Here is a 25,264-nt window from a genome sequence, read left to right as displayed (position 1 = left end):
ACGGTGCGTGTCAGGGTGTCGGGTTGAGCGGCAGTCCGCAGCGCGCACGGAAATCGATCGCCGGTTGGCGCAGACCCTTGAGCTCCTGCTCCACGGTCGGGTTCGCGGCGTAGTACGTCTCGACCTGGCGTCCGATGTCGGCTTTCGGCTGGCCTTTGAGGCCGGTGAAGAAATCGTTCACGTCGGGGTGGGCGATCAGGTAATTCGAGGTGTCGAAGCTGATGCCCGACATCACCCGCGCCAATTCGGCGGCCGAGCACGGCGGCGGAACAGGCGCGTCCGGGTCGGCGCTCGCGAGGGCGGCGCCGCCGAAAAGCATTGCGCCGGAAAGGGCTCCGGCGCCGAGCGCCGCCGCGACCACGCGACGGACGGAGAGTGTGGAGTGCGACATAGGGGCTCCTTTTTCGAGGTTTGACGGGGTCACGGGGTGGCTGCTCACCATGCTGCTCAACGCTGCTCAGCGACCGCGACCGCCGCCGCGGCCACCGCCGATGATCGGTCCGCCGGGACCACCCGGTCCGCCCGGGCCCCCGATGCCCGGCCTGCCCGGGTTCCAGTCGACGTCGATATCCCAGTCGTCGTCGCCGCAGTAATAGTCGTACTCACACGGGTACGGCACGCCCGCCGTCGCCTGCCTCGGCACCCCGTCCGCCCCGCGGGCGTCACCCTGCGCGCAGATGGTGACTCCGTTGTTGTACGTACAGTCGGCCAGGGCCACAGGTGCCGCGACGACCGCCGTGAACGGGGCTGCCGCAGTCACCATGCCCAAGATCAGATAGCGCCGCACAGAACGCATGACCGCCTCACTTCCTCTTGGGAACGGCGACCAATCGGTCGGCTGGTGGCATCTTAAGCACGCGCCGACGCGGCTCATGGGAATTCGCCAGGAATGGGACACCGGTCGTCACGTATGTGAAAGGCGAATGATCCCCGTGGGAGGTCCCTACCTCACCAGGGATTCAAGGGTGGGCGCGGACGGTATCGAACCGCCGACCGCTGGTGTGTAAAACCAGAGCTCTACCACTGAGCTACGCGCCCCGTCGCAGGCACGCTACACGCCCGCAATGTCGAGTACTAAATCCGTAAAGCGCCCAGGGCGTCACGCCACACGGCCGCATCGCGCACCTCACCGGGCTGCTTGCATTCGGCGAACCGGACGATCCCCTCCCGGTCGATCGCGAAGGTGCCACGGTTGGCGAAACCCGATTCGGTGTTGAAGACCCCGTACTGCTCCGCAACGAACCCGTGCGGCCAGAAATCGGCCAGCAGACCGAACGTGAAACCGCTCTGGGCTGCCCACACCTTGTGCGTCGGCGGCGGGCCCACCGAGACCGCCAGGGTGACGGTATCGGCAGTGTCGTACACCTCGGGATGATCTTGGATCTCGCCCAACTCGCCGGCGCAGGTCGGGGTGAAGGCGAGCGGGAAGAACACCAGCAGCACATTGCGGCCACGCAGGCCGGACAGCGTCACCGGCTGACCGTGCTGGTTCTTGAGCGTGAAGTCGGGTGCCGGGGTGCCGACCGTCAGCATCGACTCACAACCGAGCTATCTGCTCTTCGCCTTGGACTTCGGCTGCACCAGCCGGCTGGCGATCCAGTCACCCAGGTTCGCCGACGACGTCTGCATCAACCCGGCGGTCGGCGCCGACTCGGCGATCTCGGCGGGCTGCACGTGGCCAGGCTTGCCCGTCTTCGGCGTGACCACCCAGATGACGCCGTCCTCAGCCAGCGGCGTGATGGCGTCCATCAGACGATCCACCAGGTCCCCGTCGTCGTCGCGCCACCACAGCAACACGACGTCGACCACCTCGTCGGCATCCTCATCGAGAAGCTCGCCACCGGCGGCGTCCTCGATATCGACCCGGATGTCGTCGTCCGTGTCTTCGTCCCACCCCAACTCCTGGACGACCTGATTCTTCTCGATGCCCAACTTTCGGGCGTAATTCGGGTCAGAGTCCGTCCCCGCGACCACCGTCTGTCCTCCTTCAAGCCTGTATTGAGTGCGCTCGGCCTATATTCGCACGCCGGGGGTCCCCAACCGAGACTTGAGGGCAAGGTTTATCGATATGCCGCGTCGCACATGTTCAATGCGGCGTCCTTTGCGTCGTTGAGCCGGCCGACCCCGTCGTTGAATGCATCGGGCCCCACATCGCCCGCGATCGCCGACGCCACCGCCCGCGCCGCGGTCACCCACTCCATCAAAGCGCCACGCAGATCGGGCGCCAGCGGGTCGGAAAGACTTCGCTCCACCGTGTCGGCGCTGTGGTTGAGCGCCTCGATGGCCGGGCGCGCGGCGCCGCTGACGTCACCGTTCTCGTTGTAGGCGCCCACGTAGTCGTTCACCGCGGAGATGGCGTCCACGCTGCTGGAGCTGAGCGCCTCACACGAGGCGTGAATCGCACCGGTGGTGACCGACTCCTGCCGCTCGGATTCCTTCGAGCTCGAACTCTCGGCCGATTCGGCCGCCGACGCCGACACCGAGGCCCGGTAGACGGGCGCATCGGCCTTGTCCACCGAGGCGCTTCCCTCGGTCACGCTGGTGCACCCGACGGCGATCATTGCCAGCACGGCCGAACAACCCACCACCAGGGCGCCGATTCGCAGTCGGACCAGCACCGAGGACCCCCGCCAACTTTTGAGCATTGTTGCCAGACGTTACCGGTTCGGACCACCGATCGCCGGATCATTTGGTTACCGAGCGGTAGGCCACCCTGCCCGGTGATCTGCGGCACGATAGAGGCACGATAGTGAGGCCACAAGCAACCCAGCACTGCCAAGCACCGCCAACCGAGGAGCTCCAGTTGACCACCGAGTTCGCGCGCCAAGACCTGGCCCAAAACTCCGGTAACGCAGGCGAACCCGACCGGGTCCGAGTGATCCGGGAAGGAGTCGCCTCCTATCTACCTGACATCGATCCTGATGAGACCACCGAATGGCTCGAATCGTTCGACGCCATGCTCGAACGGCACGGTTCCGCCCGCGCGCGCTACCTGATGTTGCGCCTGCTGGAACGGTCCCGCGAGAAGCGCGTCTCGATTCCCGCACTGACCTCCACCGACTACGTCAACACCATCCCCACCGAACTGGAGCCCTGGTTCCCCGGTGACGAGGATGTCGAACGGCGCTACCGGGCCTGGATCCGCTGGAATGCAGCCATCATGGTGCACCGGGCCCAGCGGCCGGGAGTCGGTGTGGGCGGCCACATTTCGACGTATGCGTCGTCGGCGGCGCTGTACGAGGTCGGCTTCAACCACTTCTTCCGGGGCAAGGCCCATCCCGGCGGTGGCGACCAGGTGTTCATCCAGGGCCACGCCTCCCCCGGCGTCTACGCCCGCGCCTTCCTCGAAGGCCGCCTGACAGCCAACCAGTTGGACGGCTTCCGCCAGGAGCACAGCCATCCGGGTGGCGGCCTGCCGTCCTACCCGCACCCCCGGCTGATGCCGGACTTCTGGGAGTTCCCGACGGTGTCGATGGGCCTGGGCCCGATGAACGCCATCTACCAGGCGCGCTACAACCACTACCTGCACGACCGGGGCATCAAGGACACCTCCGATCAGCACGTGTGGGCGTACCTCGGCGACGGCGAGATGGACGAGCCGGAAAGCCGCGGCCTGATCCAGGTGGCCGCCAACGAAGCGCTGGACAACCTGACCTTCGTGGTCAACTGCAACCTGCAGCGCCTCGACGGCCCGGTCCGTGGCAACGGCAAGATCATCCAGGAGCTGGAGTCGTTCTTCCGCGGCGCCGGCTGGAACGTCATCAAGGTGGTGTGGGGCCGCGAATGGGATGCCCTGCTGCACGCCGATCGCGACGGCGCCCTGGTGAACCTGATGAACACCACGCCCGACGGTGACTACCAGACCTACAAGGCCAACGACGGCGCCTATGTGCGTGATCACTTCTTCGGCCGCGACCCGCGCACCAAGGCGCTGGTGGAACCGATGACCGACAACGAGATCTGGAACCTCAAGCGCGGCGGTCATGACTACCGCAAGGTGTATGCCGCCTACCGCGCCGCGATGGAGCACAAGGGCCAGCCGACGATCATCCTGGCCAAGACCATCAAGGGCTACACGCTGGGGCATCACTTCGAGGGCCGCAACGCCACGCACCAGATGAAAAAGCTTGCGCTACAAGACCTCAAGGACTTCCGGGATGTCACCCGGGTCCCGGTCACCGATGCCGAGCTCGAAGAGAACCCCTACCTGCCGCCCTACTACCACCCGGGGCCGAATTCGCCCGAAATCCGGTACCTGCTGGACCGGCGCCGGACCCTCGGCGGGTTCCTGCCCGAACGCCGCACCAAGAGCAAGGCACTGCAGCTGCCGGGCACCGATACCTACAAGGCGCTCAAGAAGGGGTCCGGCAAGCAGCCGGTGGCCACCACCATGGCCACCGTCCGCACGTTCAAGGAACTGTTGCGGGACAAGAACATCGGGCCGCGGATCGTGCCGATCATCCCGGATGAGGCACGCACGTTCGGGATGGACTCCTGGTTCCCGAGCCTGAAGATCTACAACCGCAACGGGCAGCTCTACACCGCGGTGGACTCCGAGCTGATGCTGGCCTACAAGGAATCCGAGATCGGCCAGATTCTGCACGAGGGCATCAACGAGGCCGGCTCCACCGCGTCGTTCACCGCGGTCGCCACGTCCTATGCCACGCACAACGAGCCGATGATCCCGATCTACATCTTCTATTCGATGTTCGGGTTCCAGCGCACCGGCGACGGTTTCTGGGCGGCGGCCGACCAGATGGCCCGCGGTTTCGTGCTCGGCGCCACCGCCGGGCGCACGACGCTGACCGGTGAGGGACTGCAGCATGCCGACGGGCACTCGTTGCTGCTCGCCTCGACCAACCCGGCAGCGGTCACCTACGACCCGGCGTTCGCCTACGAGATCGCGCACATCGTCGAGAGTGGCCTGAAGCGGATGTACGGGGAGAACCCGGAGAACGTCTTCTTCTACATCACCATCTACAACGAGCCCTACCTGCACCCCGCCGAACCGGAGAACTTCGATCCCGAAGGTGTGCTGCGCGGGATGTACCGGTTCCGGGCCGCCCCGGAGAAGCGCAGCAGCACCGCGCAGATCCTGGCCTCCGGTGTGTCGATGCCCGAAGCGGTCAAGGCCGCCGACATGCTCGCCGAGTTGTGGGACGTGGCCGCCGACGTCTGGTCGGTGACCAGCTGGGGCGAGCTCAACCGCGATGGTGTCGCGGTTGAGAAGCAACGGCTCCGCCACCCGGACCAGCCCGCACCGACCGCCTACGTCACCAAGGTGCTGGCCGATTCCGCCGGACCGGTGGTGGCCTTCTCGGACTGGATGCGCGCCGTGCCCGAGCAGATCCGGCCGTGGGTGCCCGGCACCTACGTCACGCTGGGCACCGACGGATTCGGGTTCTCCGACACCCGCCCGGCGGCGCGGCGGTACTTCAACACCGACGCGGAGTCGGTGGTGGTCGCGGTGCTCGAAGCCCTGGCCACTCATTACGGCTGACGCTCCACAAATCCCACAAACCTGGGGCGTAGATTTTATTCATGCCCGACAAACGGACCATTCCGCCCGCGTCGACGCTCGACGTGCTGCAGAACGTGCCGGAGTCGGCACTACGCCGGCTCAAGCAGTATTCGGGGCGGCTGGCCACCGAGGCCGTGCACGCGCTCGAACAGCGGCTGCCGGGATTCTCGGATCTGGAAGCCTCCCAGCGCGCCAGCGTCCAGCTGGTGGTGCAGACCGCGGTCATCAACTTCGTCGAGTGGATGCGCGATCCCAGCAGCGACGTCAGCTACACCGCACAGGCCTTCGACGTCGTACCCCAGGACCTGCGCCGGCGCGTGGCACTGCGGCAATCCGTCGAGATGGTGCGCGTCACCATGGAGTTCTTCGAGGAAGTAGTGCCCCTGCTGGCCCGCACCGACGAACAGCTGACCGCCCTGACCACGGGCATCCTGCGCTACAGCCGCGACCTGGCCTTCGCGGCCGCGACCGCCTACGCCGACCAGGCCGAGGCGCGCGGCGCCTGGGACAGCCGGATGGAAGCCAACATCGTGGACGCGGTGGTCCGCGGGGACGCCGGCCCGGCGCTGCAGTCCCAGGCCGCCGCCCTGAACTGGGATGCCACCGCGCCCGCCACCGTCATCGTCGGCTACCCGCAGCCCGACCGACTCGATCTGGTCAGCGGTGACGTCCATGACGCTGCACTGAGGCATGGCCGCATGGCCCTGTCGGACGTGCACGGCACCTGGCTGGTCGCCATCGTGTCCGGTCCGCTGTCGCCGACCGACCGTTTCCTGTCCGAATTGATGAAGGTATTCGGCAACGGCCCGGTGGTGCTCGGCCCCACCGCACCGAACCTGACGACCCTGCACCGCAGTGCCTCCGAAGCCATCTCGGGGATGCGCGCCGTCACGGGCTGGGGTGGCGCGCCGCGGCCGGTGGCGGCACGCGAGCTGCTGCCCGAGCGGGCGCTGCTGGGCGATCCCATTGCACTGGCCGCGCTCGAAACCGAGGTGATGCGCCCGCTCGGAGACGCAGACCCCGCGCTGACGCAAACCCTTGACGCATACCTGGACTCTGGCGGCGCGATCGAAGCTTGCGCCCGCAAATTGACGGTTCATCCAAACACCGTCCGCTACCGCCTGAAACGCATCACCGACTTCACCGGGCGTGATCCGACGGTGCCGCGCGACGCGTATGTCCTGCGGGTCGCCACGACGGTCGGCCGGCTGCGCCGCGACACCGGGCATTTCAACGGGTCAAATGGCAGTACAGACGGGGTGTTCCTCAGCCAACCAGCGAAGTCGGGCAGCCAGATTCCGATGTGACAAATCGCAATCCGGTCTCGACAAGGTCGCATCACGTGCTGTTTTGTAGACTCTCCACAAAAGAATAAGACAAGGTTCATAATCTCTTACACGGCGCGGAGACGTCTTCACAGTGTTTTCTTAGAGCCGTGCTTGCAATGCTTGCTCCCGGACAGGGATCCCAGACCCCCGGCATGCTCACCTCCTGGCTCGAGTTGCCCGGTGCCGGTGAGCGGATCGCGGCGTGGTCGGCGATCAGCGGACTGGACCTGGCCCGCCTGGGCACCACCGCCACCGCCGAGGAGATCACCGACACCGCGGTGACCCAGCCCCTGGTGGTCGCGGCGACGCTGCTGGCCCACGAAGAGCTCACCAAGCGCGACCTGATCAACGACAGCATCGCCGTCGCCGGCCACTCCGTCGGTGAGATCGCCGCCTACGCCATCGCCGGCGTCATCTCCCCCGACGACGCGATCAAGCTGGCCGCCACCCGCGGCGCCGAGATGGCCAAGGCCTGCGCGTTGGAGCCCACCGGAATGGCCGCCGTCCTCGGCGGCGACGAAGCCGAAGTGCTCGCCCGTCTGGAATCGCTGGATCTGGTCCCCGCCAACCGCAACGCCGCCGGCCAGATCGTGGCCGCCGGTGCCATCGCCGCGCTGGAGAAGCTCGCCGAGGATCCCCCGGCCAAGGCCCGGGTCCGGGTGCTGGCCACCGCCGGCGCCTTCCACACCCATTACATGGCGCCCGCCGCCGAGGGTTACGCCGCGGCGGCCGAGCAGGTCGCCACCAATGAGCCGACCGCCACCCTGCTGTCCAACGCCGACGGCAAGCCGGTCGCCGGCGCCGCCGACGCGATGGCCAAGCTGGTCGCCCAGATGACCCGGCCGGTGCGCTGGGACCTGTGCAACGAGACCCTGCGGGGTCTCGACGTGAAGGCGATCGTCGAGTTCCCGCCCGCCGGGACCCTCGTCGGCATCGCCAAACGCGAACTGAAGGGCACACCCACGCACGCGGTGAAGGCCCCCTCAGACCTGGACGGGCTCGCCGAGCTCTAGTCCCCACCCGACACTCCGACAGCCGGAGTGAAGCAACACCAATGAAAAAGGAGCCATCGTGGCCGCCAATCAAGAAGAAATCATCGCCGGTCTCGCCGAGATCATCGAAGAGGTCACCGGCATCGAGCCTTCCGAGGTGACCCTGGAGAAGAGCTTCGTCGACGACCTGGACATCGACTCGCTGTCGATGGTCGAGATCGCCGTGCAGACCGAGGACAAGTACGGCGTGAAGATCCCGGACGAGGACCTGGCCGGTCTGCGCACCGTCGGCGACGTCGTCGGCTACATCCAGAAGCTCGAGGAAGAGAACCCCGAGGCTGCCGCCGCGCTGCGCGATAAGTTCACGAAGTGACCAGGCCTTCCACTGCTAACGGAGGCTTCCCGAACGTCGTGGTGACCGCCGTGGAGGCAACCACGGCGCTCGCTGCTGATGTCGAGAGCACGTGGAAGGGTCTCCTGGCAGGCGAAAGCGGCATCCGTGAGCTGACCGATGACTTCGTCACCAAGTGGGACCTTCCGGTGCGTATCGGTGGTCACTTGGTCGAGGACATCGAAAGCCACCTCAGCCGAGTCGAACTGCGGCGCAATTCCTACGTGCAGCGCTTGTCGCTCGTGCTGGCCCGCCGCCTGTGGCAGAACTCGGGCATGCCCGAGGTCGATCCGGATCGTTTCTCCGTCGTGATCGGTACCGGTCTCGGCGGTGGCGAGAAGATCGTCGAAACGTACGACGCGATGAACGAGGGCGGGATCCGCAAGGTCAGCCCGCTCGCCGTGCAGATGATCATGCCCAACGGTGCTGCCGCCGTCGTGGGCCTCGAACTCGGGGCCCGCGCCGGCGTCATCACTCCGGTCTCGGCGTGTTCGTCGGGGTCGGAGGCCATCGCGCATGCATGGCGCCAGATCGTCATGGGTGACGCCGACATCGCCGTGTGCGGTGGTGTCGAGGGCGGCATCGAGGCACTGCCCATCGCGGCGTTCTCGATGATGCGTGCCATGTCCACCCGCAACGACGATCCGGCCGGCGCGTCGCGTCCGTTCGACAAGGACCGTGACGGATTCGTCTTCGGCGAAGCCGGTGCGGTGCTGATCCTCGAAACCGAGGAACACGCCAAGGCTCGTGGCGCCAAGCCGCTGGCCCGGGTGCTCGGTGCGGGTATCACCTCCGACGCGTTCCACATGGTCGCTCCGGCGGCGGACGGCTTGCGGGCCGGTGCGGCGATCACGCGCGCACTGGAAACCGCGGGCCTGTCGCCCAAGGACATCGATCACGTCAACGCGCACGCCACGGCCACTCCGATCGGTGACACGGCGGAGGCCAACGCACTCCGGGTCGCCGGTATCGACCACGCCGCGGTGTACGCACCGAAGTCCGCACTGGGGCACTCGATCGGCGCCGTCGGCGCCCTGGAGTCGATCCTGACCGTGCTGGCTCTGCGCGACGGCGTCATCCCGCCGACGCTCAATTACGAGACGCCCGACGCCGAGATCGATCTCGATGTCGTTGCGGGCGAGCCTCGATACGGCGACTTCAAGTACGCCATCAACAACTCATTCGGGTTCGGTGGCCACAATGTGGCACTGGCCTTCGGGCGGTACTGAGTAGGCACGAAAGGAAAGCTCAGTAATGGCAGGAGTCGCGGGAGTCTCGACGGGGAACGGTTTGCCCAACGTGGTCGTCACTGGCGTTGCCATGTCGACCGCGTTGGCCACCGATGCTGAAGGCACCTGGAAGAAGCTGCTCAACGGGGAGAGCGGCATCCGGAAGCTCGATGATCCATTCATCGCGCAGTACGACCTTCCGGTATGGATCGGCGGGCATCTGCTCGAAGATTTCGAAGACGACCTGACACGCGTCGAGAAGAGGCGCCTGTCCTACCTGCAGAAGATGTCGACGGTCATCGGCCGCCGGGTGTGGGAGAACGCCGGCTCGCCGGACGTCGACCCACGGCGGCTGATGGTCTCCGTCGGCACCGGCATGGGCTCCACCGAGGAACTGCTCTTCGCCTACGACGGCATGCGCGAACGCGGCCTCAAGGCGGTGTCCCCGCTGGTGGTGCAGATGTACATGCCCAACGGCGCGGCGGCGGCCATCGGACTCGAACGCAAGGCCAAGGCCGGTGTGAGCACCGTGATCTCGGCCTGCGCCTCGGGTTCGGAAGCCATCGCCAACGCCTGGCGCAACATCGTGCTGGGTGAGGCCGACATCGCCATCTGCGGCGGGGTCGAGACCCAGATCGAGGCGGTGCCGATTGCCGGCTTCGCCCAGATGCGGATCGTGCTGTCGACCACCAACGATGATCCCGAGGGTGCGTGTCGTCCCTTCGACAAGGACCGCAACGGCTTCGTCTTCGGCGAGGCCGGAGCGCTCATGGTCATCGAGACCGAGGAACACGCGAAGGCCCGCGGCGCCAACATCCTGGGCCGCCTGATGGGTGCCAGTGTCACCTCCGACGGCTTCCACATCGTCGCGCCGGACCCCAACGGTGAGCAGGCGGGTTACGCCATCAGCCGGTCGATCCAACTGGCCGGGCTGCAGCCGTCCGATATCGACCACGTCAACGCGCATGCCACCGGCACCCACGTCGGTGACGTGGCAGAGGGCGTCGCCATCAACAACGCCATGGGCACGCACCGTCCCGCGGTGTACGCACCGAAGTCGGCGCTGGGTCACTCGGTCGGCGCCGTCGGCGCGGTCGAGTCGATCCTGACGGTGCTCGCCTTGCGCGACGGCGTCATTCCACCCACGCTGAATCTGAAGAACCTGGATCCAGACATCGACCTCGACGTGGTGGCCGGCGAACCGCGGTATGGCGAATACCAATACGCAATCAACAATTCGTTCGGATTTGGCGGGCACAACGTCGCTCTCGCCTTCGGCAAGTACTGACGGCACGTTCGCCGCGAGATCAAGGAGAACCCCTAAATGACAACCATGGCCCCCGAGACGGCTGCTGAATCCCTTGATCCTCGCGACCCGCTGCTGCGGTTGTCGTCGTTCTTCGACGACGGCACCGTGGAACTCCTGCACGAACGCGACAAGTCCGGTGTGCTGGGCGCCGCGGGCACCGTCAACGGTGTGCGCACGGTTGCCTTCTGCACCGACGGCACCGTGATGGGTGGCGCGATGGGCATCGAGGGCTGCGCGCACATCGTGAACGCCTACGACGTCGCCATCGAGGAGCAGTCCCCGATCGTCGGCATCTGGCATTCCGGTGGCGCACGGCTGGCCGAGGGCGTCAAGGCCCTGCACGCCGTCGGTCTGGTGTTCGAGGCGATGATCCGCGCCTCGGGCTACATCCCGCAGATCTCGGTCGTGGTCGGTTTCGCCGCCGGCGGCGCCGCGTACGGCCCGGCCCTGACCGACGTCATCGTGATGGCGCCGGACAGCAAGGTCTTCGTCACCGGCCCGGACGTGGTCCGCAGCGTCACCGGCGAGGACGTCGACATGGTGTCCCTCGGCGGCCCGGAAGCGCACCACAAGAAGTCCGGTGTGTGCCACATCGTCGCCGATGACGAACTGGACGCCTACGAGCGTGGCCGTCGTCTGGTGGGCCTGTTCTCCCAGCAGGGCCACTTCGACCGCGCCAAGGCCGAGGCCGGCGACACCGACCTCAAGGCCCTGATGCCCGAGTCGGCACGACGCGCGTACGACGTGCACCCGATCGTCGAGGCCCTGCTCGACGACGACGCACCCTTCGAGGAGTTCCAGTCCCGCTGGGCCCCGTCCATCGTGGTCGGCCTGGGCCGCCTGGCCGGGCGCACCGTCGGCGTCATCGCCAACAACCCGCTGCGCCTGGGCGGCTGCCTGAACTCCGAAAGTGCCGAGAAGTCAGCACGTTTCGTGCGGCTGTGCGATGCGTTCGGCATCCCGCTGGTGGTCGTGGTGGACGTTCCGGGCTACCTGCCCGGCGTCGATCAGGAGTGGGGTGGCGTGGTGCGTCGCGGCGCAAAGCTGCTGCACGCGTTCGGTGAGGCCTCCGTCCCGCGCGTCACGCTGGTCACCCGCAAGATCTACGGCGGCGCCTACATCGCGATGAACTCCCGCTCGCTCAACGCGACCAAGGTGTTCGCGTGGCCGGAAGCCGAGGTCGCCGTGATGGGCGCCAAGGCCGCCGTCGGCATCCTGCACAAGCGCAAGCTGGCCGCCGCCGCCCCCGAGGACCGCGACGCCCTGCACGAGGAGCTGGCCGCCGAGCACGAGCGGATCGCCGGCGGTGTGGATTCCGCCATCGAGATCGGTGTGGTCGACGCCAAGATCGATCCCGCGCACACCCGCAGCGTGATCACCCAGGCGCTGGCCGAGGCGCCGCACCGGCGCGGCCGGCACAAGAACATCCCGCTGTAAGGACTCGACATCGAATGGCCCGGGGAGCACTCCCCGGGCCATTCGGCGTTTTCGATGAGTTCTGCGGCCTGGCAGGGTCTACAGGTCATGGTGCAGCTGCTCAAAGTCCAGAATTTCAACGTCTCTCAGGATGGTTTCGGTGCCGGGGAGGGACAGAGCTTCGATCGCCCGTTCGGCCACGCCGATCCCGGCACGATGTTCGCCTGGGCCGGCGCCACGGCCAGCTGGCCGAACCGTACCGACCCGGGCGGTAGCCGCGGCCTCGATGACTATCTGACCCGGGATTTCGCCAACAACATCGGTGCCGAGATCATGGGCCGCAACAAGTTCAGCCCGTACCGCGGCCCGTGGGCCGACCACGACTGGCAGGGCTGGTGGGGTGACGAGCCGCCGTTCCACACCCCGGTGTTCGTGATGACTCACCACCCGCGTCCGTCGTTCACGTTGAGCGACACCACATTCCACTTCGTCGACGGCACGCCGGCGGCAGTTCTCGAGCAGGCCCGGGCGGCCGCGCAAAATAAGGATGTGCGGCTCGGCGGCGGGGCGACGACCGTCCGGGAGTTCCTGGACGCCGACCTGGTCGACACCCTGCACGTGGCGGTATCCCCGGTCACGCTGGGCAGCGGGTCGCGGTTGTGGGAGACACCCGAGGAGCTGTCGGACAGGTTCCACTGCGACGTGGTGCCGAGCCCCAGTGGCGTCGTCCACCATCTGTTCTGGCGGCGCTGAGTCAGAGCCCGCGCTCCGCCAGCCACGAATCGATGTGGCCGGCCACCGCCTCCCAACGCGGTTCGAGCATCATGTCGTGACCCATGCCCAGCATGATCTCGGCCAGCATCCCGTACGCCCGGGCGGTCGCACACACCTCGGAGCGCGTGACGCTACGGTCGTCGCCGCCACCCAGCACCAACAACGGTGTGCGCACCCGCCCGGGGCTCGGCAGGTTGCGGCCCAGCATGTCGAGCATCGCCCGCGACGGCGCCTCGGTGGACAGCCGCGCGACACATTCGGCGACGGTGTCGTCGGTGGTGTCGGGGTGGAAGAACATGACGCGCTGCAGTTCGGCCACGTCGACCGGTTGCCGCGGGTTGCTCATCCGCATGCGCAGCCGCAACACAGTGCTGCGCAGCAACGCGCCGCGCATTCCGCGCGGCGGCACCGACGCCATCAGCACCGCGGCGGGCGCCAGGTAGGACTCCAGATACTTCTGTACGACGAAGCCGCCCATCGAATGCCCGATCAGCACCGGCACCCGGGGCAGGCCGGCGGCCACGCTCGCGACGTCGTCGACGAAGTCGGCGATCGAGCATGTGCCCACCGGTATCGAGTTCGATCCGCCGTGCCCGCGCAGGCTCAACGCGACGGCGCGGTAACCGAGATCGGCGAAATAGCCCAGGAAATGGTCGTCCCAGCACCACGCGGCGTGGGTGGCACCGTGCACGAACAGCAGCGGCGCCGGATGTTCGGCCGAACACGTTCCCTTGTCGATGACTTCCAGGGCCATCTGCCCAGCGTGCGCCCGGAGCCGGCACGCGTAGCGAGTACCCGGGTACCTGTTTTCAGCCGCAGCTCACCGCGAAACTCCGGGAATCGATTCCACCAGCGCTTTGGTGTACTGGTCGGCAGGGTGGGCGAAAACCTCTGCGGTGGGCCCACTCTCCTTGACCTCACCGCGCTGCAGAACCGTCACCGTGTCCGCGAACTGCCGGACAACGCTCAGGTCGTGCGAGATGAACAGGTAGCTCAGCCCGAGCGTGATCTGCAGATCGACGAGTACGTCGAGCAGCTGCGCCTGAACCGTGACATCGAGGGCGGATGTGGGCTCGTCGAGCACCAGGACGTCGGGGTTCAGGCTCAGTGCCCGCGCGATGGCCACACGTTGACGTTGTCCGCCCGAGAGTTCACGGACCCGCCGAGGCAGGAACGACTCCGAGAGACCCACCAACCCGAGCACCTCGGCGACGCGCGCCCTGCGCTCCGGCCGCGAGCCCAGTCCGTAGCGCAGCAACGGTTCACCGATCAGCCGGGCCACCGAGAAGGTGGGATCGAGTGAGTTGAACGGGTTCTGATAGACCAGCTGTAGGTGCCGGTGCGCGTTCCGCAGCTCCTTGCGTCCCAGATGCGAAATATCCTGGCCCGCAACCAGAATCCGGCCCTGATCGGGTTCCAGCAGCCGAAGAATCAGTCGGGCCAAGGTCGATTTACCGGAACCCGACTCCCCCACCAGCGCATGGGTGCGGCCCGCCGGGATACCGAACGACACCCCTTTGAGTGCCTCGGTCCGCTGCTTACCGGTCCCGAAAGTCTTGTGCACATCGAGGACCTGGAGCGCGAACACCTCCGCGGTGGGCTCCGGGCGTCGACGGGCCGCCGCGGCGAACCTGTCCAGATTCAGGCTCGGCACATCACCGATCAGCTTCCGCGCGTACTCCGAGCGCGGGCGCTCCAGCACCTCTGTGGCGGGACCGTACTCCTGCACCTCCCCCGCGCTGAGCACCAGCACCTTGTCCGATCGCTCCGCCGCCAGCGACAGATCGTGGGTGATCAACAGCACCGAGAGCCCGATCTCCGATTTGAGTCGGTCGATGAGGTCGAGGATGGTCTTCTGAATCGTCACGTCCAGTGCCGAGGTCGGCTCGTCGGCCACGATCAGCTGGGGCCGCTGCGCGATCGCGATACCGATCAACACCCGCTGGAGCTGACCGCCCGACAGTTCATGGGGGTAGGCCCGCAGGGCCCGCTCCGGGTCGACGAGGCCCACCGACTCGAGCAGCGCCCGTGCCTGCGCCGGGTGTCGGTCGGAATCCGCGTACTCGACCAACCCCGAGGTGCGGTAGGCCTCGTAGATCTGCCCGTCGATGCGGCGCACCGGGTTCAGCGCCGAGGTCGGATCCTGTGGGACGAAGCCGATCCGGCGTCCCCGCAGCGGGCGGAAGGAGCGCTCACGCAAGGCCAGGATGTTCCGTCCGTCGAACTCGGCGACCCCGCCGACCGCGACATGCGGGTCGAGCAGTTTCAGGATCGCGTTCACCACCGTCGATTTCCCCGAGCCGGATTCGCCGACGATCGCGACGGTCTCGCCGGGTCGCACCTCGAAGGACACCCCGGCGACGGTGGGGGTGTCGAGGTAGCCGCCATAGGCGACGGTGAGGTCACGCACCGTGAGCAGCGGCGCGGGCGGTGTGGCCCGGTCCACTTCGGGCCGAACGATTGTCGGTGAGACGGTCATGTCAGTTCCCCCTGCCGATCGACTTGCTGAGCTGGTTGAGTGCGACCACTGACGCCACCATGACCAGGCCGGGGGTGTACACCAGCCACGGGTACCGGTAGAGGAAGTCCTTACCCTCGGCGACGAGCAGACCCCAGTCCGGGCTCGGCGGCGGATTGCCGTAGCCGAGGAACGCCAGTGCCGAGATGCTGATGATCGCCAGGCCGAACTGCAACACCGCCAGAGCCAGCACGGACCGGTACGCGTTGGGCAGCACATGGGCGAACAGGACCGTCAGCCGGTTACTGCCGATCAGGTACGAGGACTCGATGAAGGCCAGATTCTTCACCCGCAACACCTCCGAACGCGCGAGCCTGGCGAACACCGCAATGGACGAGACACCTACGGCGACAGCGGCGTTCACGGTCGCGAAACCCAGCGACACCACCACGATCACCGCCAGCAGGAACCCGGGGATCGCGAGCAGGATGTCGATGAACCGGCCGAGCACCGCATCGGTGGTGCGGCCGAAGAAGCCCGCGACCAGCCCGACCAGCCCGCCCAGCAGCAGCCCGATGGCCACCGCGAACAACGCGGTGAGCACCGCAGGCCGGGTACCGAAGACCACCCTGGCGAAGATGTCCCTGCCGAGTTGATCGGTGCCGAACAAGTGCTCGGCCGACGGCGGCGAGAACTTGTCCAGCGGTACCCCGACGTACGGGTCGTGCCCGGTGAACAGTTGCGGGACAACGGCCCACGCCAGAACAGTGAGCAAGACGAGGACCGCCAGCGCGGTGTAGAGGTGGCCGACCTTCGCGGCCGGGCGCCAAGCCGTCAGGCGCGGGAGGGCGGCGAGCGCGACCATCAGGAGACCCCCTGGCGAAGGCGTGGATCCAGGATCGGGTACACCAGGTCGACGGCGAGATTGATGAGCAGGAACAGCACGGCGGCGAGCGTGACGGCGGCCTGCAGCACCGGGACGTCCTGTTCGGTGGCCGCAAGTTCGATGATGCTGCCCACCCCGGTGCGCCCGAAGATGGCCTCGGTGATGATCGATCCGCCGAGCAGGTCCCCGACGATGATGGCGGCGATGGTCAGGGTGGGCAGGGCGGCATTCGGGAAGAGGTGCCGCACCAACAGCTGGAACTTGCTGATGCCCTTCGCGATTGCCACGGTCGCGTATTGCTGGGCACGAGCTTCGTCCAGGGCGGTGATGAACACCTGGGCGATCGGCGCCGAGGCCGGGATGGCCAGGGTGACCGCAGGATAGATCAGCGCGTTCACGCTCTGGTAGTCGTTGATCTTGAAGAACCCGAACTGGAATGAGAACACGTCGATGATGATCAGCCCGATGAAGAAGTTCGGCATGGACAGGAACAGCGAGGGAAAGGCCCGGAACAGGCCGCCCCCGAACCGGGACGGCAGGTAGAACGCCGCGAGTGCGATGCCGAAGGCGAAGATCGTCGAGAGTACGAAAGCCGTGCCCGCCAACTGCAGGGTGGACGGGACACCGTCCCAGAGCACCGCGGTCACCGGGCGATTGGCCGAGAGCGACAGCCCGAAGTCGCCGTGACCCAGCCGGCCCAGCGCCACCCCGAGCTGCTCCCACAACGAACGGTCCAGCTTGTAATACGCGAGCAGTTGGGCGATCTCGGCCTCGGTGTAATTGAATTCGGGATTGCGCAGATGACTGGAGACCGGGTCTCCGGGCAGCACCGTGACGATGACGAACACGACGATGTACACGCCGAGGACGGCGATGGCCGCCTGGGCGATCCGGGACGACACGTACTTCGCGGTGGCCGACATCAGGCGTCCAGCCAGGCGTCGTACAACCGGATTCGGCCGTACCCGTCGGCGGCGATGTCCCGCAGGTTCGGTGCGGCCGCGAAGTTCTGCGGGAACTCGTGGACGGGAATGAAGTAGGCGTTGTCGATGACGTACTCCTGGGCTTTGGCCGAAGCGGCGTAGGCGTCGTGGTCGGTCTTGGCGGCGGCGACCGATTCCAAGAGGGCATCCAGTTCCGGTCCGGGGGCTTTGAACTGGTTCTGTTGGCCCGAGTGCCACCACCGCCACAGAAAGTTCGGATACGGTGCCGCCCAATGAATTTCGTACAAGGAGACCGAAGGGTCGGCGGTGACGGTGTTGTAGTTGACGAAGTCGACGTTCTTGAGTTCGAGCCTGGCGCCGATACGTTTCCACTGCTGGGCGATCAGCTGTAGGTCGGACTTGGAGGTGGTGATGAACACCGACGGGTACTCGATGAAGCTGAGCTGTTGACCGTTCTTGGTGCGGTAGCCGTCACCGTCGCGTCCGGTCCAACCGGCTTCGTCGAGCAGCCGGTTGGCAAGGCCCTGGTCGTAGGCGAACCGGTCGCTGAGGTCGACCGCCCCCGGGGTGCCGGCGTTCAGGGGGCCGGTGGCCACCTTCCACGCCGGGTTGTACAGGGTGTCGACGATCTCCTGCCGGTCGATGGCGTGGGTGAGTGCCTTGCGGACGCGGATATCGTCGAGATGCGGTGCCGTCAGCCGTAGGTGCAGGCCCCAGACGCTGCCCGGGATGAACGAGTCGAGCACGGTGAAGCCATGTTCACCGAGGCGCTGCTCCTCGGTGGGCTGGGTGTAGTGGATCACCTGTACCTGGCCCGAATCGAGGGCACCGACCCGCAACGAATCCTCCTCCAGCTCTTGGATGGTGATGCGCTCCAGGTAAGCGGGGCCCTGGTGCGGCGCCTCGGGGCGCGGCCAGTCGTAGTCGTCGCGCCGGGCGAGCTTGATCTCCTTGTTCGGGACCCAGGACTCCACCACGAAAGGTCCGGTGGCCCAGGTGTTCTTCAGGTCGCCCTGCTCTTCCAAACTCAGTTTCAGCGTTGCGGGTGCCAAGATCCCGGTCGTCGAGGTCCCGGCGAGGATCGGGACGAAACCGGGGAACGGCTCTTTGAGCCGGACCAGAACCTCGTGTTCCCCCGTCGTCACGGCTTGCCCGTAACTCGTCGGCAGATTCGCCACCCGCAGGATGCCGCGCTTCTCGTCGCCGAGGCCCAGCAGGTTCAGATTCTGCGCGACGGCCGCCCCGTCGAGTTTCTCCCCGTTGGAGAACGTCACCCCCTGGCGCACCGCGATGGTGAACTCGGTGAAGTCGTCGTTGTGGGTGTAGCCGGTGGCCAGGTGCGGTGCCAGCTTGCCCGCCGCGTCGTAGTAGAAGAGGTATTCCACGAACTGCGACCACACCTGCAGGGTGTGCCAGGAATTGATGTGCTGCTGCGCATAGGCGGGGTTCAGATGGGCGTTGAGATAGACGATCTCGCCGCCCGGGCGCGGCGTCGAACTCCCCTGCCCTGCCACCGGTCCGGTGCGCGGGCTGCAGGCGGCCAGCACCCCGGCGCCGGCGAGGGTGGCACCGAGTGCCAGCAGCCGGCGCCGGTTCAGCTCGGCGCTCACGTGCTCAGCCAGGCGTCGTAGAAGCTGATCAAGCCCAGCCCGTCGACCTGCAGTCCCTGCACGGAGGGGTCGGCGCCCCAGGTCTGCCGGAACTCGTGCACGGGAATGTAGTAGGCGTTGTCGATGACGTACTCCTGAACCTTCCCCGACGCCGCCACCCGCGCGTCATCGGAGCGCGCCTGCGACAGATCGGTGAGCAGCCCGTCGAGTTCGGGTCCGGGCTTCTTGAACTGGTTGCCCTGCGAGCTGTGCCACCAACGCCACGCCTCGCTCTGACTTCCTGCCAGCCAATGGTTTTCATAGAGCGGGACATCGGGTGCGGCGGTAACGGTGTTGTAGTTGCTGAAATCCACGCCTTTGATGTCGAGCTTGACGCCGATCTGCTTCCACTGCTGGGCGATCAGCTGCAGGTCGGCCTTGCTGGTGGTGATGAACACCGATGGGTAGATGAGCAGCCCCAGTCGGTCGGCGCCGCGGGTCCGATATCCGTCACCGTCCCGGCCGGTCCAGCCCGCCTCGTCGAGCAGGGCGTTGGCCCGCTGCGGGTCGTAGGCGAACCGGTCCCGCAGGTCCAGCGTGCCGGGCACGACATCGTTGAAGATCGACTTGGCCTCGGTCCATTCCCCGCCCGGGTAGTTCGTCTGCAGGATCTCCTGACGGTTGATCCCGTGGGTGAGCGCCTGTCGGACCCGCACATCGTCGAGATGCGGTGCCGTCAGCCGCAATTGCAGTCCCCACACGCTGCCGAAGAAGCTGGGCGCAATAAGCTGGAAGCCCGCATCCCGGATGCGCGGCTCTTCGGTGGGCTGGACATAGTGGATGACGTTGACCTGGCCGGACTGCAGTGCACCCACCCGCAGGGACGGTTCCACCACCTGCTGGACGGTGACTCTGTCCAGATAGGCCGCACCGTGATGTTTGGCGTCGGCACGCGGCCAGGCGTAGTCCTCGCGCCGCTTGAGCACGACTTCCTTGTTGGGCACCCAGGATTCGACGACGAAGGGGCCGGTGCCGTGGACCTTGCTCAGATCCGACTGCTCTTCCAGGCTCGCGTTGATGGTCGCCGGCGCCAGGATCCCGACCGTCGTCCACGCACCGAGCTTCTGGATGAAATCGCCGAACGGCGCGCTCAACCGGATCTCGACGTCGTGTTCGCCCACGGGCACGGCCTCGGCGTATTCGTTGGGGAAGTAGGCCGATCGCGGGATGCCGCGTTTGTCGTCACCCTTGCCCAGCAGGTTCAGGTTCGCGGCCACCGCGGCCGCGTCGAGTTTCTCCCCGTTGGAGAAGGTGACACCGTCGCGCAGGGTGACGACGAAGCGGGTGCGGTCATCGTTCTGGGTGAATCCGGTGGCCAGGTGCGGGGTGAATCGGCCGGCCGCGTCGTAGTAGAAGAGCCGGTCCACCACCTGATTCCAGACTTGGGCGACATGCCACGAGCCGGTGCGCTGCTGCTGATAGGCGTCGATCAGCTTCTCGTTGAGGTAGGTGATCGACCCGCCCGCCCTGGGCGCACCTCCCGCGGCGACACCCGGTTGACCGGCGGGGTTACGGGGTGCGCACGCGGCGAGCAGTCCGGTACCCGCCAGGGCTGCACTTGCAGCCAGGAACCGGCGCCGGGCGAATGAGGTTGCCATGAGGTGTGGAGGTGTCCTTCGGTGAACGTGCTGAGGGCTGCACAGATGTGGTGCGCCGCCGACATCGCGGCGCGGCCTCAGAACGAAGGACATGCATGGCAGATCAGTGTGGCCGGACCGGTTCCGGCGACCAATGATTTTGCGCTACGGGATTGTCTGCCCGCCGGCTTAAGTGTCCCGGGCGGCGATGAACTCCGCGGCCACCGCGGCGGCCCGTTCCCGGTCGCCGGCCACCAGCCCGATCCGGGTCCGGCGGTCCAGGATGTCACCGGCGCTCAGCGCGCCCTCGTGGTTGACGGCGAACTCGAACTCCGCGCGCAGCACGTCGACGCCGTCGGCCACCGGCTCCGCGGGCCGTGCGCACGTCGCACCCGCGAGCACCTCCATCGCCTCGGCACCGAAGCGCGCGACCAGTGAATGCGGCAATCCCCCAACGACGTCCCGGGKGGCGCCGACGAGCGGCAGATTCCTGGTGCGGCAGGGCGCGGCGGTGATGCCGCGCAGGGCGATGGCCCGGTCCAGGACGTCCTCGGCCATATAGCGGTACTCGGTGAGCTTTCCGCCGATCACGCTGAGCACCCCCGACGACGATTCGGTGACCGCGTGTTCCCGGGACACGTCGGCGGTCCTGCCCTCCCCGGTGTCGATCAGCGGCCGCAGTCCGGCGTAGGCGCCCAGCACATCGCCCACGCCCAGGGTGGTCTGCAGGGCGGTGTTCACGGTGTCGAGCAGGAAGGACACCTCTTGCGGCGTCGCCTGCGGCACATCGGGAATGGGGCCGGGCGCCTCCTCGTCGGTGAGGCCGAGGTACACCCGGCCGAGCTGCTCGGGCATCGCGAAGACGAACCGGTTCAGCTCGCCGGGAATCGGGATGGTCAGCGCCGCAGTCGGATTCCCGAACGCCGCGGCGTCGAACACCAGATGGGTGCCGCGGCTGGGTCTCAGCTTGATCGACGGGTCGACCTCCCCGGCCCAGACGCCGGCCGCGTTGATGACGGCGCGAGCGGCGAGCCCGAACGATTCACCGGTGAGTTCGTCGGTCAGGGTGACGGAGGTCCCGGTGGCCGCCGACGCCGCCACCCGGGTGAGGATCACGGCACCGAGCCCGGCGGCGGTCCGGGCCACGGCGGTGACCAGCCGGGCATCGTCGATCAATTGCCCGTCGTAGGCCAGGAATCCGCCGTCGAGACCGCCGCGGCGCACCGTCGGAGCGAGCTGGACGGCGCGGGCGGCGTCCACCCGGCGTGACCGCGGCAGGATCGAGGCGGAGGTGCCCGCCAGTTTGCGCAGCCCGTCGCCCGCGACGAATCCGGTGCGTACCAGCGCCCGGGAGGCCCGGCCCATCGACGGCAGCAGCGGCACCAACTGGGGCATCGCCTTCACCAGGTGAGGGGCGTTGCGCGACATCAGGATTCCGCGTTCGACGGCGCTGCGCCGGGCGATCCCGACGTTGCCGGTGGCCAGATAGCGCAGCCCGCCGTGCACCAGCTTCGAACTCCACCTGCTGGTGCCGAAGGCCAGATCGTGTTTCTCCACCAGCACCACCGACAGCCCGCGGCTGGCGGCATCCAGCGCGATACCAGCCCCGGTGATGCCGCCGCCGATGACGACGATGTCGACGTGCGCGGCGTCGGCGAGGGCGGCGAGTTCCGCGCGGCGGCGGGCGGCGTTCAGCGAGGTGTTCATGACGTGAGGTATCCGTTCAGGGCGTGTTCGAGTTCGGCGGCCAGCGCCTCGGCGCCGAGGATGGGGGCGACCATCTGCGCGGACTGCACGGCCGACTGGGTGATCAGCAGGCACATGGCGGCCAGTTGCCGGGGGTCACCAGTCCGCACGCTGCCGTGTTCCTGAGCCAGTTTGAGCTGGCCGGCCAGTGCGTCGATCAGGATCTGCTGGCTCGTGCCCAGCCGCTCGGCGATGTACACCATGGCCAGCTCGGGTGCGTGATGCAGCACCGACATCACGATGTCGTCGTGGCGGAGCCGTTCAGCCACCGCCACCATCCGGGTCACCAGCGCGGTGCGCCCCTCACCCCGCTCGCCGACGTCGACCAGCACGCGGGTGACCCGCGCGGTCAACAGTGCGGCCAGGATCGCCTGGGTGTCGGGCCACCGGCGGTAGATGGTCGGCCGGCTGACACCGGCGCGGCGGGCGATCTCCGCCAGGGTCACCCGGTCGATGCCGTACGCCAGCACGCAACTGGCGGCGGCGTCGAGGATCCGCTCGCCCAGCGACTCACCGTCGTCATCGTTACTGATTGACATCATATGTAATACTGTAACTCATGATGAAGTGGAATGCCTGGGGTGATCCCGCGGCCGCCAAGCCGTTGTCCGACGGAATACGGGCCCTGCTCAAGCAGGCGCTGGGCATCGAGGACGCCGGCACGCCGGATATCACCGCCGAGCAGGTGACGCTGCATCCGTCCCGCGTGACCGCCGGCGAGCGCGCGGCCCTCGAAGCCATCGTCGGCGCCGGGCACTGCCTCGTCGACGACCACGACCGGTTGCTGCGCGCCGGCGGTAAGTCCACTCCGGACCTGTTGCGGCGCAAGGATACCGGCGTTCAGGACGCGCCCGACGCGGTGCTGCTGCCCGGCACCGAGGAGCAGATCGCAGCGATCCTCGCGTTCTGCGTCGAGCAGCGCATCGCCGTCGTCCCGTTCGGCGGGGGTACCAGTGTGGTGGGCGGCCTCGATCCGGAGCGCGGCGAGTTCCACGCCGTGGTGTCACTGGATCTCCGGCGTCTCGACCAACTGCTCAGCATCGACGCGGTGTCCGGCGAGGCGGTCCTGCAGGCCGGGGTCACCGGACCCGACGCCGAGCGCCTGCTCGCCGAACACGGCTTCTCCCTCGGCCACTTCCCCCAGAGCTTCCAGTTCGCCACCATCGGCGGATTCGCCGCCACCCGGTCCTCGGGCCAGGACTCGGCAGGCTACGGCCGCTTCGACGACATGGTCCGCGGGCTACGCACCGTGACCCCTGCCGGTGTGCTCGACCTCGGACGCGCCCCGGCCTCGGCGGCCGGTCCCGATCTGCGCCAGCTCATCGTCGGCTCCGAGGGTGTCTTCGGTGTCATCACCGCCGTCCAGGTCCGGGTGCATCCGGTCCCGGAAACCACCCGCCACGAGGCCTGGTCGTTCCCGGATTTCGTCACCGGCGCAGCGGCACTGCGTGCGGTCATCCAGACCGGGACGGGCCCCACCGTCATCCGGTTGTCCGACGAGGTGGAGACCGGGGTGAACCTGGCCACCACCGAGAGCATCGGCGAGCAGAGCGTCACCGGCGGATGCTTGGCCATCACCGCGTTCGAGGGCACGGCGGCCCACGCCGAGAGTCGGCACGCCGAGACCCGGGCGGTACTGGCCGACCACGGCGGGACTTCGCTGGGCGAGGCACCGGCCCTGGCCTGGGAGCACGGCCGGTTCAACGCGCCCTACCTGCGGGATTCCCTGCTGGTGGCCGGCGCACTGTGCGAGACGCTGGAGACGGCGACCTCCTGGTCGAACATCCCGGCCCTGAAGGCCGCCGTCACCGAGGCGCTGACCACGACGCTGGCCGAAACCGGCACACAGGCGCTGGTGATGTGCCACATTTCGCACGTGTACCCCACCGGCGCCTCGCTGTACTTCACCGTCGTGGCCGCCCAGCGCGGCAACCCCATCGAGCAGTGGAGCAAGGCCAAGGCCGCCGCCTCGGCGGCGATGGTGCGCACCGGCGCCACCATCACCCACCACCACGCCGTCGGCGCCGACCACCGGCCCTGGATGCGGGACGAGATCGGCGATCTGGGTGTCGAGGTGCTGCGCGCGGTGAAGGCGGTGCTCGACCCCGCGGGAATCCTCAACCCCGGCAAGCTGATTCCGTGAACCGGATCACCGTCCTGACCAATCCGGCGTCGGGGCACGGCAACGCGCCACATGCGGCCGAGCGCGCCATCGCACGGTTCCAGCAGCGCGGCATCAATGTGTGCGAGATCGTCGGCACCGACGCCGCGCACGCCCGCCGCCTCGTCGACGACGAACTCGCCCGCGGCACCGACGCTCTGGTGGTCGTCGGAGGCGACGGGATCATCTCGGTCGCCCTGCAGGCACTCGCTCGCGGCGACGTGCCGCTCGGGATCATCCCGGCCGGCACCGGCAACGACCACGCGCGCGAATTCCAGATTCCCACAGGCGATCCCGAGGCCGCCGCCGACGTGGTGGCCGACGGCCACATCCAGACCATCGATCTGGGCCGGATCATCGACGCGACCGGCGGCGTGAAATGGTTCGGCACCGTGATGGCGGCCGGCTTCGATTCCCTGGTCAGCGACCGCACGAACCGGATGACCTGGCCGCACGGCCGGATGCGCTACAACGTCGCAATGGTCGCCGAGCTGTCCAGGCTGCGCCTGCTGCCGTTCCGCCTCACGTTCGACGACGGGCCCGAGATCGTCACCGATCTCACGCTGGCAGCCTTCGGCAACACCCGAAGTTACGGCGGCGGCATGTTGATCTGTCCCGGAGCCGATCCGACCGACGGCCTGCTCGACATCACCATGGCGCACTCCGCATCGCGCACCAAACTGATCCGGCTGTTCCCCACGGTGTTCAAGGGCACGCACGTAAACCTCCCCGAAGTCACCACCAGGCGGGCGGCGAGCATCACGGTCGACTCCCCCGGCATCAACGCGTACGCCGACGGCGATTTCGCCTGCCCGCTGCCGGTCACGGTCTCGGCGATGCCGGGCGCACTGAAGCTGCTGCGCAGGTAGTTTGCGGCCGGTTG

Annotated in this window: 22 protein-coding genes, 1 tRNA gene and 1 pseudogene; 10 read left to right on the top strand and 14 right to left on the bottom strand. The window is 67.5% G+C overall.

Annotated features, from left to right (window positions below):
- Positions 1–10 precede the first annotated feature (10 nt).
- The 6 genes from AC1DY7_RS13885 to AC1DY7_RS13860 form a co-directional block, all read right to left on the bottom strand.
- Positions 11–391, bottom strand: coding sequence for a heme-binding protein (locus AC1DY7_RS13885; protein WP_477494256.1), 381 nt, complete (start codon positions 389–391; stop codon positions 11–13).
- A 66-nt stretch (positions 392–457) separates the two neighbouring features.
- Complete coding sequence (locus AC1DY7_RS13880) at positions 458–796, bottom strand: hypothetical protein (protein WP_477494255.1); 339 nt, start codon at positions 794–796, stop codon at positions 458–460.
- A 170-nt stretch (positions 797–966) separates the two neighbouring features.
- Positions 967–1,038 (bottom strand) — tRNA-Val (locus tag AC1DY7_RS13875).
- A 36-nt stretch (positions 1,039–1,074) separates the two neighbouring features.
- Positions 1,075–1,533, bottom strand: a complete 459-nt coding sequence (locus AC1DY7_RS13870; protein ID WP_477494254.1) for a peroxiredoxin — start codon at positions 1,531–1,533, stop codon at positions 1,075–1,077.
- Positions 1,534–1,548: 15 nt separating this feature from the next.
- A complete protein-coding gene (locus tag AC1DY7_RS13865) occupies positions 1,549–1,974 on the bottom strand; it encodes a DUF3052 domain-containing protein (RefSeq protein ID WP_477494253.1) in 426 nt (141 codons plus the stop codon).
- Between the two features lie 86 nt (positions 1,975–2,060).
- The gene (locus AC1DY7_RS13860) at positions 2,061–2,645 is read right to left on the bottom strand and encodes a hypothetical protein (RefSeq protein ID WP_477494252.1); all 585 of its coding nucleotides are present in this window, start codon (positions 2,643–2,645) and stop codon (positions 2,061–2,063) included.
- A gap of 158 nt (positions 2,646–2,803) precedes the next feature.
- Here AC1DY7_RS13860 and aceE point away from each other — a divergent pair.
- The 8 genes and pseudogenes from aceE to AC1DY7_RS13820 form a co-directional block, all read left to right on the top strand.
- A pseudogene (gene aceE, locus AC1DY7_RS13855) lies at positions 2,804–5,485 on the top strand (pyruvate dehydrogenase (acetyl-transferring), homodimeric type); the annotation flags it as partial.
- A gap of 56 nt (positions 5,486–5,541) precedes the next feature.
- Positions 5,542–6,828: a PucR family transcriptional regulator gene (locus tag AC1DY7_RS13850; protein WP_477494251.1), complete on the top strand. Its 1,287-nt coding sequence runs from the start codon at positions 5,542–5,544 to the stop codon at positions 6,826–6,828.
- Positions 6,829–6,956: 128 nt separating this feature from the next.
- Positions 6,957–7,862: an ACP S-malonyltransferase gene (locus AC1DY7_RS13845; protein ID WP_477494250.1), complete on the top strand. Its 906-nt coding sequence runs from the start codon at positions 6,957–6,959 to the stop codon at positions 7,860–7,862.
- 58 nt (positions 7,863–7,920) lie between these two features.
- Positions 7,921–8,214, top strand: coding sequence for a meromycolate extension acyl carrier protein AcpM (gene acpM / locus AC1DY7_RS13840; RefSeq protein ID WP_477494249.1), 294 nt, complete (start codon positions 7,921–7,923; stop codon positions 8,212–8,214).
- Positions 8,211–9,461 carry a 3-oxoacyl-ACP synthase KasA gene (gene kasA, locus AC1DY7_RS13835; RefSeq protein WP_477494248.1) on the top strand — a complete coding sequence of 417 codons (1,251 nt, stop codon included), beginning with the start codon at positions 8,211–8,213 and terminating at the stop codon, positions 9,459–9,461. Before acpM ends, kasA begins: the two co-directional genes overlap by 4 nt.
- A 25-nt stretch (positions 9,462–9,486) precedes the next feature.
- Complete coding sequence (gene kasB, locus AC1DY7_RS13830; RefSeq protein WP_477494247.1) at positions 9,487–10,749, top strand: 3-oxoacyl-ACP synthase KasB; 1,263 nt, start codon at positions 9,487–9,489, stop codon at positions 10,747–10,749.
- A gap of 36 nt (positions 10,750–10,785) precedes the next feature.
- Positions 10,786–12,207, top strand: coding sequence for an acyl-CoA carboxylase subunit beta (locus AC1DY7_RS13825; RefSeq protein WP_477494246.1), 1,422 nt, complete (start codon positions 10,786–10,788; stop codon positions 12,205–12,207).
- A gap of 87 nt (positions 12,208–12,294) precedes the next feature.
- On the top strand, positions 12,295–12,939 hold the full coding sequence (locus AC1DY7_RS13820; protein WP_477494517.1) for a dihydrofolate reductase family protein: 645 nt from the start codon (positions 12,295–12,297) through the stop codon (positions 12,937–12,939).
- Between the two features lies 1 nt (position 12,940).
- On the opposite strand, the gene AC1DY7_RS13815 is transcribed toward AC1DY7_RS13820, so the two are convergent.
- The 8 genes from AC1DY7_RS13815 to AC1DY7_RS13780 form a co-directional block, all read right to left on the bottom strand.
- Entirely contained in the window at positions 12,941–13,714 is a 774-nt protein-coding gene (locus AC1DY7_RS13815) for an alpha/beta hydrolase (protein WP_477494245.1), read from the bottom strand.
- Positions 13,715–13,780: 66 nt separating this feature from the next.
- Positions 13,781–15,439, bottom strand: coding sequence for a dipeptide ABC transporter ATP-binding protein (locus AC1DY7_RS13810; protein WP_477494244.1), 1,659 nt, complete (start codon positions 15,437–15,439; stop codon positions 13,781–13,783).
- Position 15,440: 1 nt separating this feature from the next.
- Entirely contained in the window at positions 15,441–16,283 is an 843-nt protein-coding gene (locus AC1DY7_RS13805) for an ABC transporter permease (RefSeq protein WP_477494243.1), read from the bottom strand.
- Positions 16,283–17,227 (bottom strand): ABC transporter permease, encoded by a 945-nt coding sequence (locus AC1DY7_RS13800; protein ID WP_477494242.1) that lies wholly within the window; start codon positions 17,225–17,227, stop codon positions 16,283–16,285. The genes AC1DY7_RS13805 and AC1DY7_RS13800 overlap by 1 nt, the downstream gene beginning before the upstream one ends.
- A complete protein-coding gene (locus tag AC1DY7_RS13795) occupies positions 17,227–18,858 on the bottom strand; it encodes an ABC transporter substrate-binding protein (protein WP_477494241.1) in 1,632 nt (543 codons plus the stop codon). The genes AC1DY7_RS13800 and AC1DY7_RS13795 overlap by 1 nt, the downstream gene beginning before the upstream one ends.
- Positions 18,855–20,495: an ABC transporter substrate-binding protein gene (locus tag AC1DY7_RS13790; RefSeq protein ID WP_477494240.1), complete on the bottom strand. Its 1,641-nt coding sequence runs from the start codon at positions 20,493–20,495 to the stop codon at positions 18,855–18,857. Before AC1DY7_RS13790 ends, AC1DY7_RS13795 begins: the two co-directional genes overlap by 4 nt.
- Positions 20,496–20,663: 168 nt before the next feature.
- On the bottom strand, positions 20,664–22,181 hold the full coding sequence (locus tag AC1DY7_RS13785) for a glycerol-3-phosphate dehydrogenase/oxidase (RefSeq protein ID WP_477494239.1): 1,518 nt from the start codon (positions 22,179–22,181) through the stop codon (positions 20,664–20,666).
- Positions 22,178–22,762, bottom strand: coding sequence for a TetR/AcrR family transcriptional regulator (locus tag AC1DY7_RS13780; protein ID WP_477494238.1), 585 nt, complete (start codon positions 22,760–22,762; stop codon positions 22,178–22,180). The genes AC1DY7_RS13785 and AC1DY7_RS13780 overlap by 4 nt, the downstream gene beginning before the upstream one ends.
- 20 nt (positions 22,763–22,782) lie before the next feature.
- Between AC1DY7_RS13780 and AC1DY7_RS13775 the strand changes: the two genes are divergently transcribed.
- Positions 22,783–24,363: an FAD-binding oxidoreductase gene (locus AC1DY7_RS13775; RefSeq protein ID WP_477494516.1), complete on the top strand. Its 1,581-nt coding sequence runs from the start codon at positions 22,783–22,785 to the stop codon at positions 24,361–24,363.
- Complete coding sequence (locus AC1DY7_RS13770; RefSeq protein ID WP_477494237.1) at positions 24,360–25,250, top strand: diacylglycerol kinase; 891 nt, start codon at positions 24,360–24,362, stop codon at positions 25,248–25,250. The genes AC1DY7_RS13775 and AC1DY7_RS13770 overlap by 4 nt, the downstream gene beginning before the upstream one ends.
- Positions 25,251–25,264 lie beyond the last annotated feature (14 nt).

This window comes from Mycobacterium sp. P2_H7 (assembly GCF_056403275.1).
This window is presented reverse-complemented; position numbering and strand designations above follow the sequence as displayed.

Bases quoted from the DNA above. Each gene is read 5' to 3' on its own strand.
- AC1DY7_RS13885 (WP_477494256.1), bottom strand. From the start codon at position 391: ATGTCGCACTCCACACTCTCCGTCCGTCGCGTGGTCGCGGCGGCGCTC.
- AC1DY7_RS13880 (WP_477494255.1), bottom strand. From the start codon at position 796: ATGCGTTCTGTGCGGCGCTATCTGATCTTGGGCATGGTGACTGCGGCA.
- AC1DY7_RS13870 (WP_477494254.1), bottom strand. From the start codon at position 1,533: ATGCTGACGGTCGGCACCCCGGCACCCGACTTCACGCTCAAGAACCAG.
- AC1DY7_RS13860 (WP_477494252.1), bottom strand. From the start codon at position 2,645: ATGCTCAAAAGTTGGCGGGGGTCCTCGGTGCTGGTCCGACTGCGAATC.
- AC1DY7_RS13850 (WP_477494251.1), top strand. From the start codon at position 5,542: ATGCCCGACAAACGGACCATTCCGCCCGCGTCGACGCTCGACGTGCTG.
- kasB (WP_477494247.1), top strand. From the start codon at position 9,487: ATGGCAGGAGTCGCGGGAGTCTCGACGGGGAACGGTTTGCCCAACGTG.
- AC1DY7_RS13825 (WP_477494246.1), top strand. From the start codon at position 10,786: ATGACAACCATGGCCCCCGAGACGGCTGCTGAATCCCTTGATCCTCGC.
- AC1DY7_RS13820 (WP_477494517.1), top strand. From the start codon at position 12,295: ATGGTGCAGCTGCTCAAAGTCCAGAATTTCAACGTCTCTCAGGATGGT.
- AC1DY7_RS13815 (WP_477494245.1), bottom strand. From the start codon at position 13,714: ATGGCCCTGGAAGTCATCGACAAGGGAACGTGTTCGGCCGAACATCCG.
- AC1DY7_RS13810 (WP_477494244.1), bottom strand. From the start codon at position 15,439: ATGACCGTCTCACCGACAATCGTTCGGCCCGAAGTGGACCGGGCCACA.
- AC1DY7_RS13805 (WP_477494243.1), bottom strand. From the start codon at position 16,283: ATGGTCGCGCTCGCCGCCCTCCCGCGCCTGACGGCTTGGCGCCCGGCC.
- AC1DY7_RS13800 (WP_477494242.1), bottom strand. From the start codon at position 17,227: ATGTCGGCCACCGCGAAGTACGTGTCGTCCCGGATCGCCCAGGCGGCC.
- AC1DY7_RS13790 (WP_477494240.1), bottom strand. From the start codon at position 20,495: ATGGCAACCTCATTCGCCCGGCGCCGGTTCCTGGCTGCAAGTGCAGCC.
- AC1DY7_RS13780 (WP_477494238.1), bottom strand. From the start codon at position 22,762: ATGATGTCAATCAGTAACGATGACGACGGTGAGTCGCTGGGCGAGCGG.
- AC1DY7_RS13775 (WP_477494516.1), top strand. From the start codon at position 22,783: ATGAAGTGGAATGCCTGGGGTGATCCCGCGGCCGCCAAGCCGTTGTCC.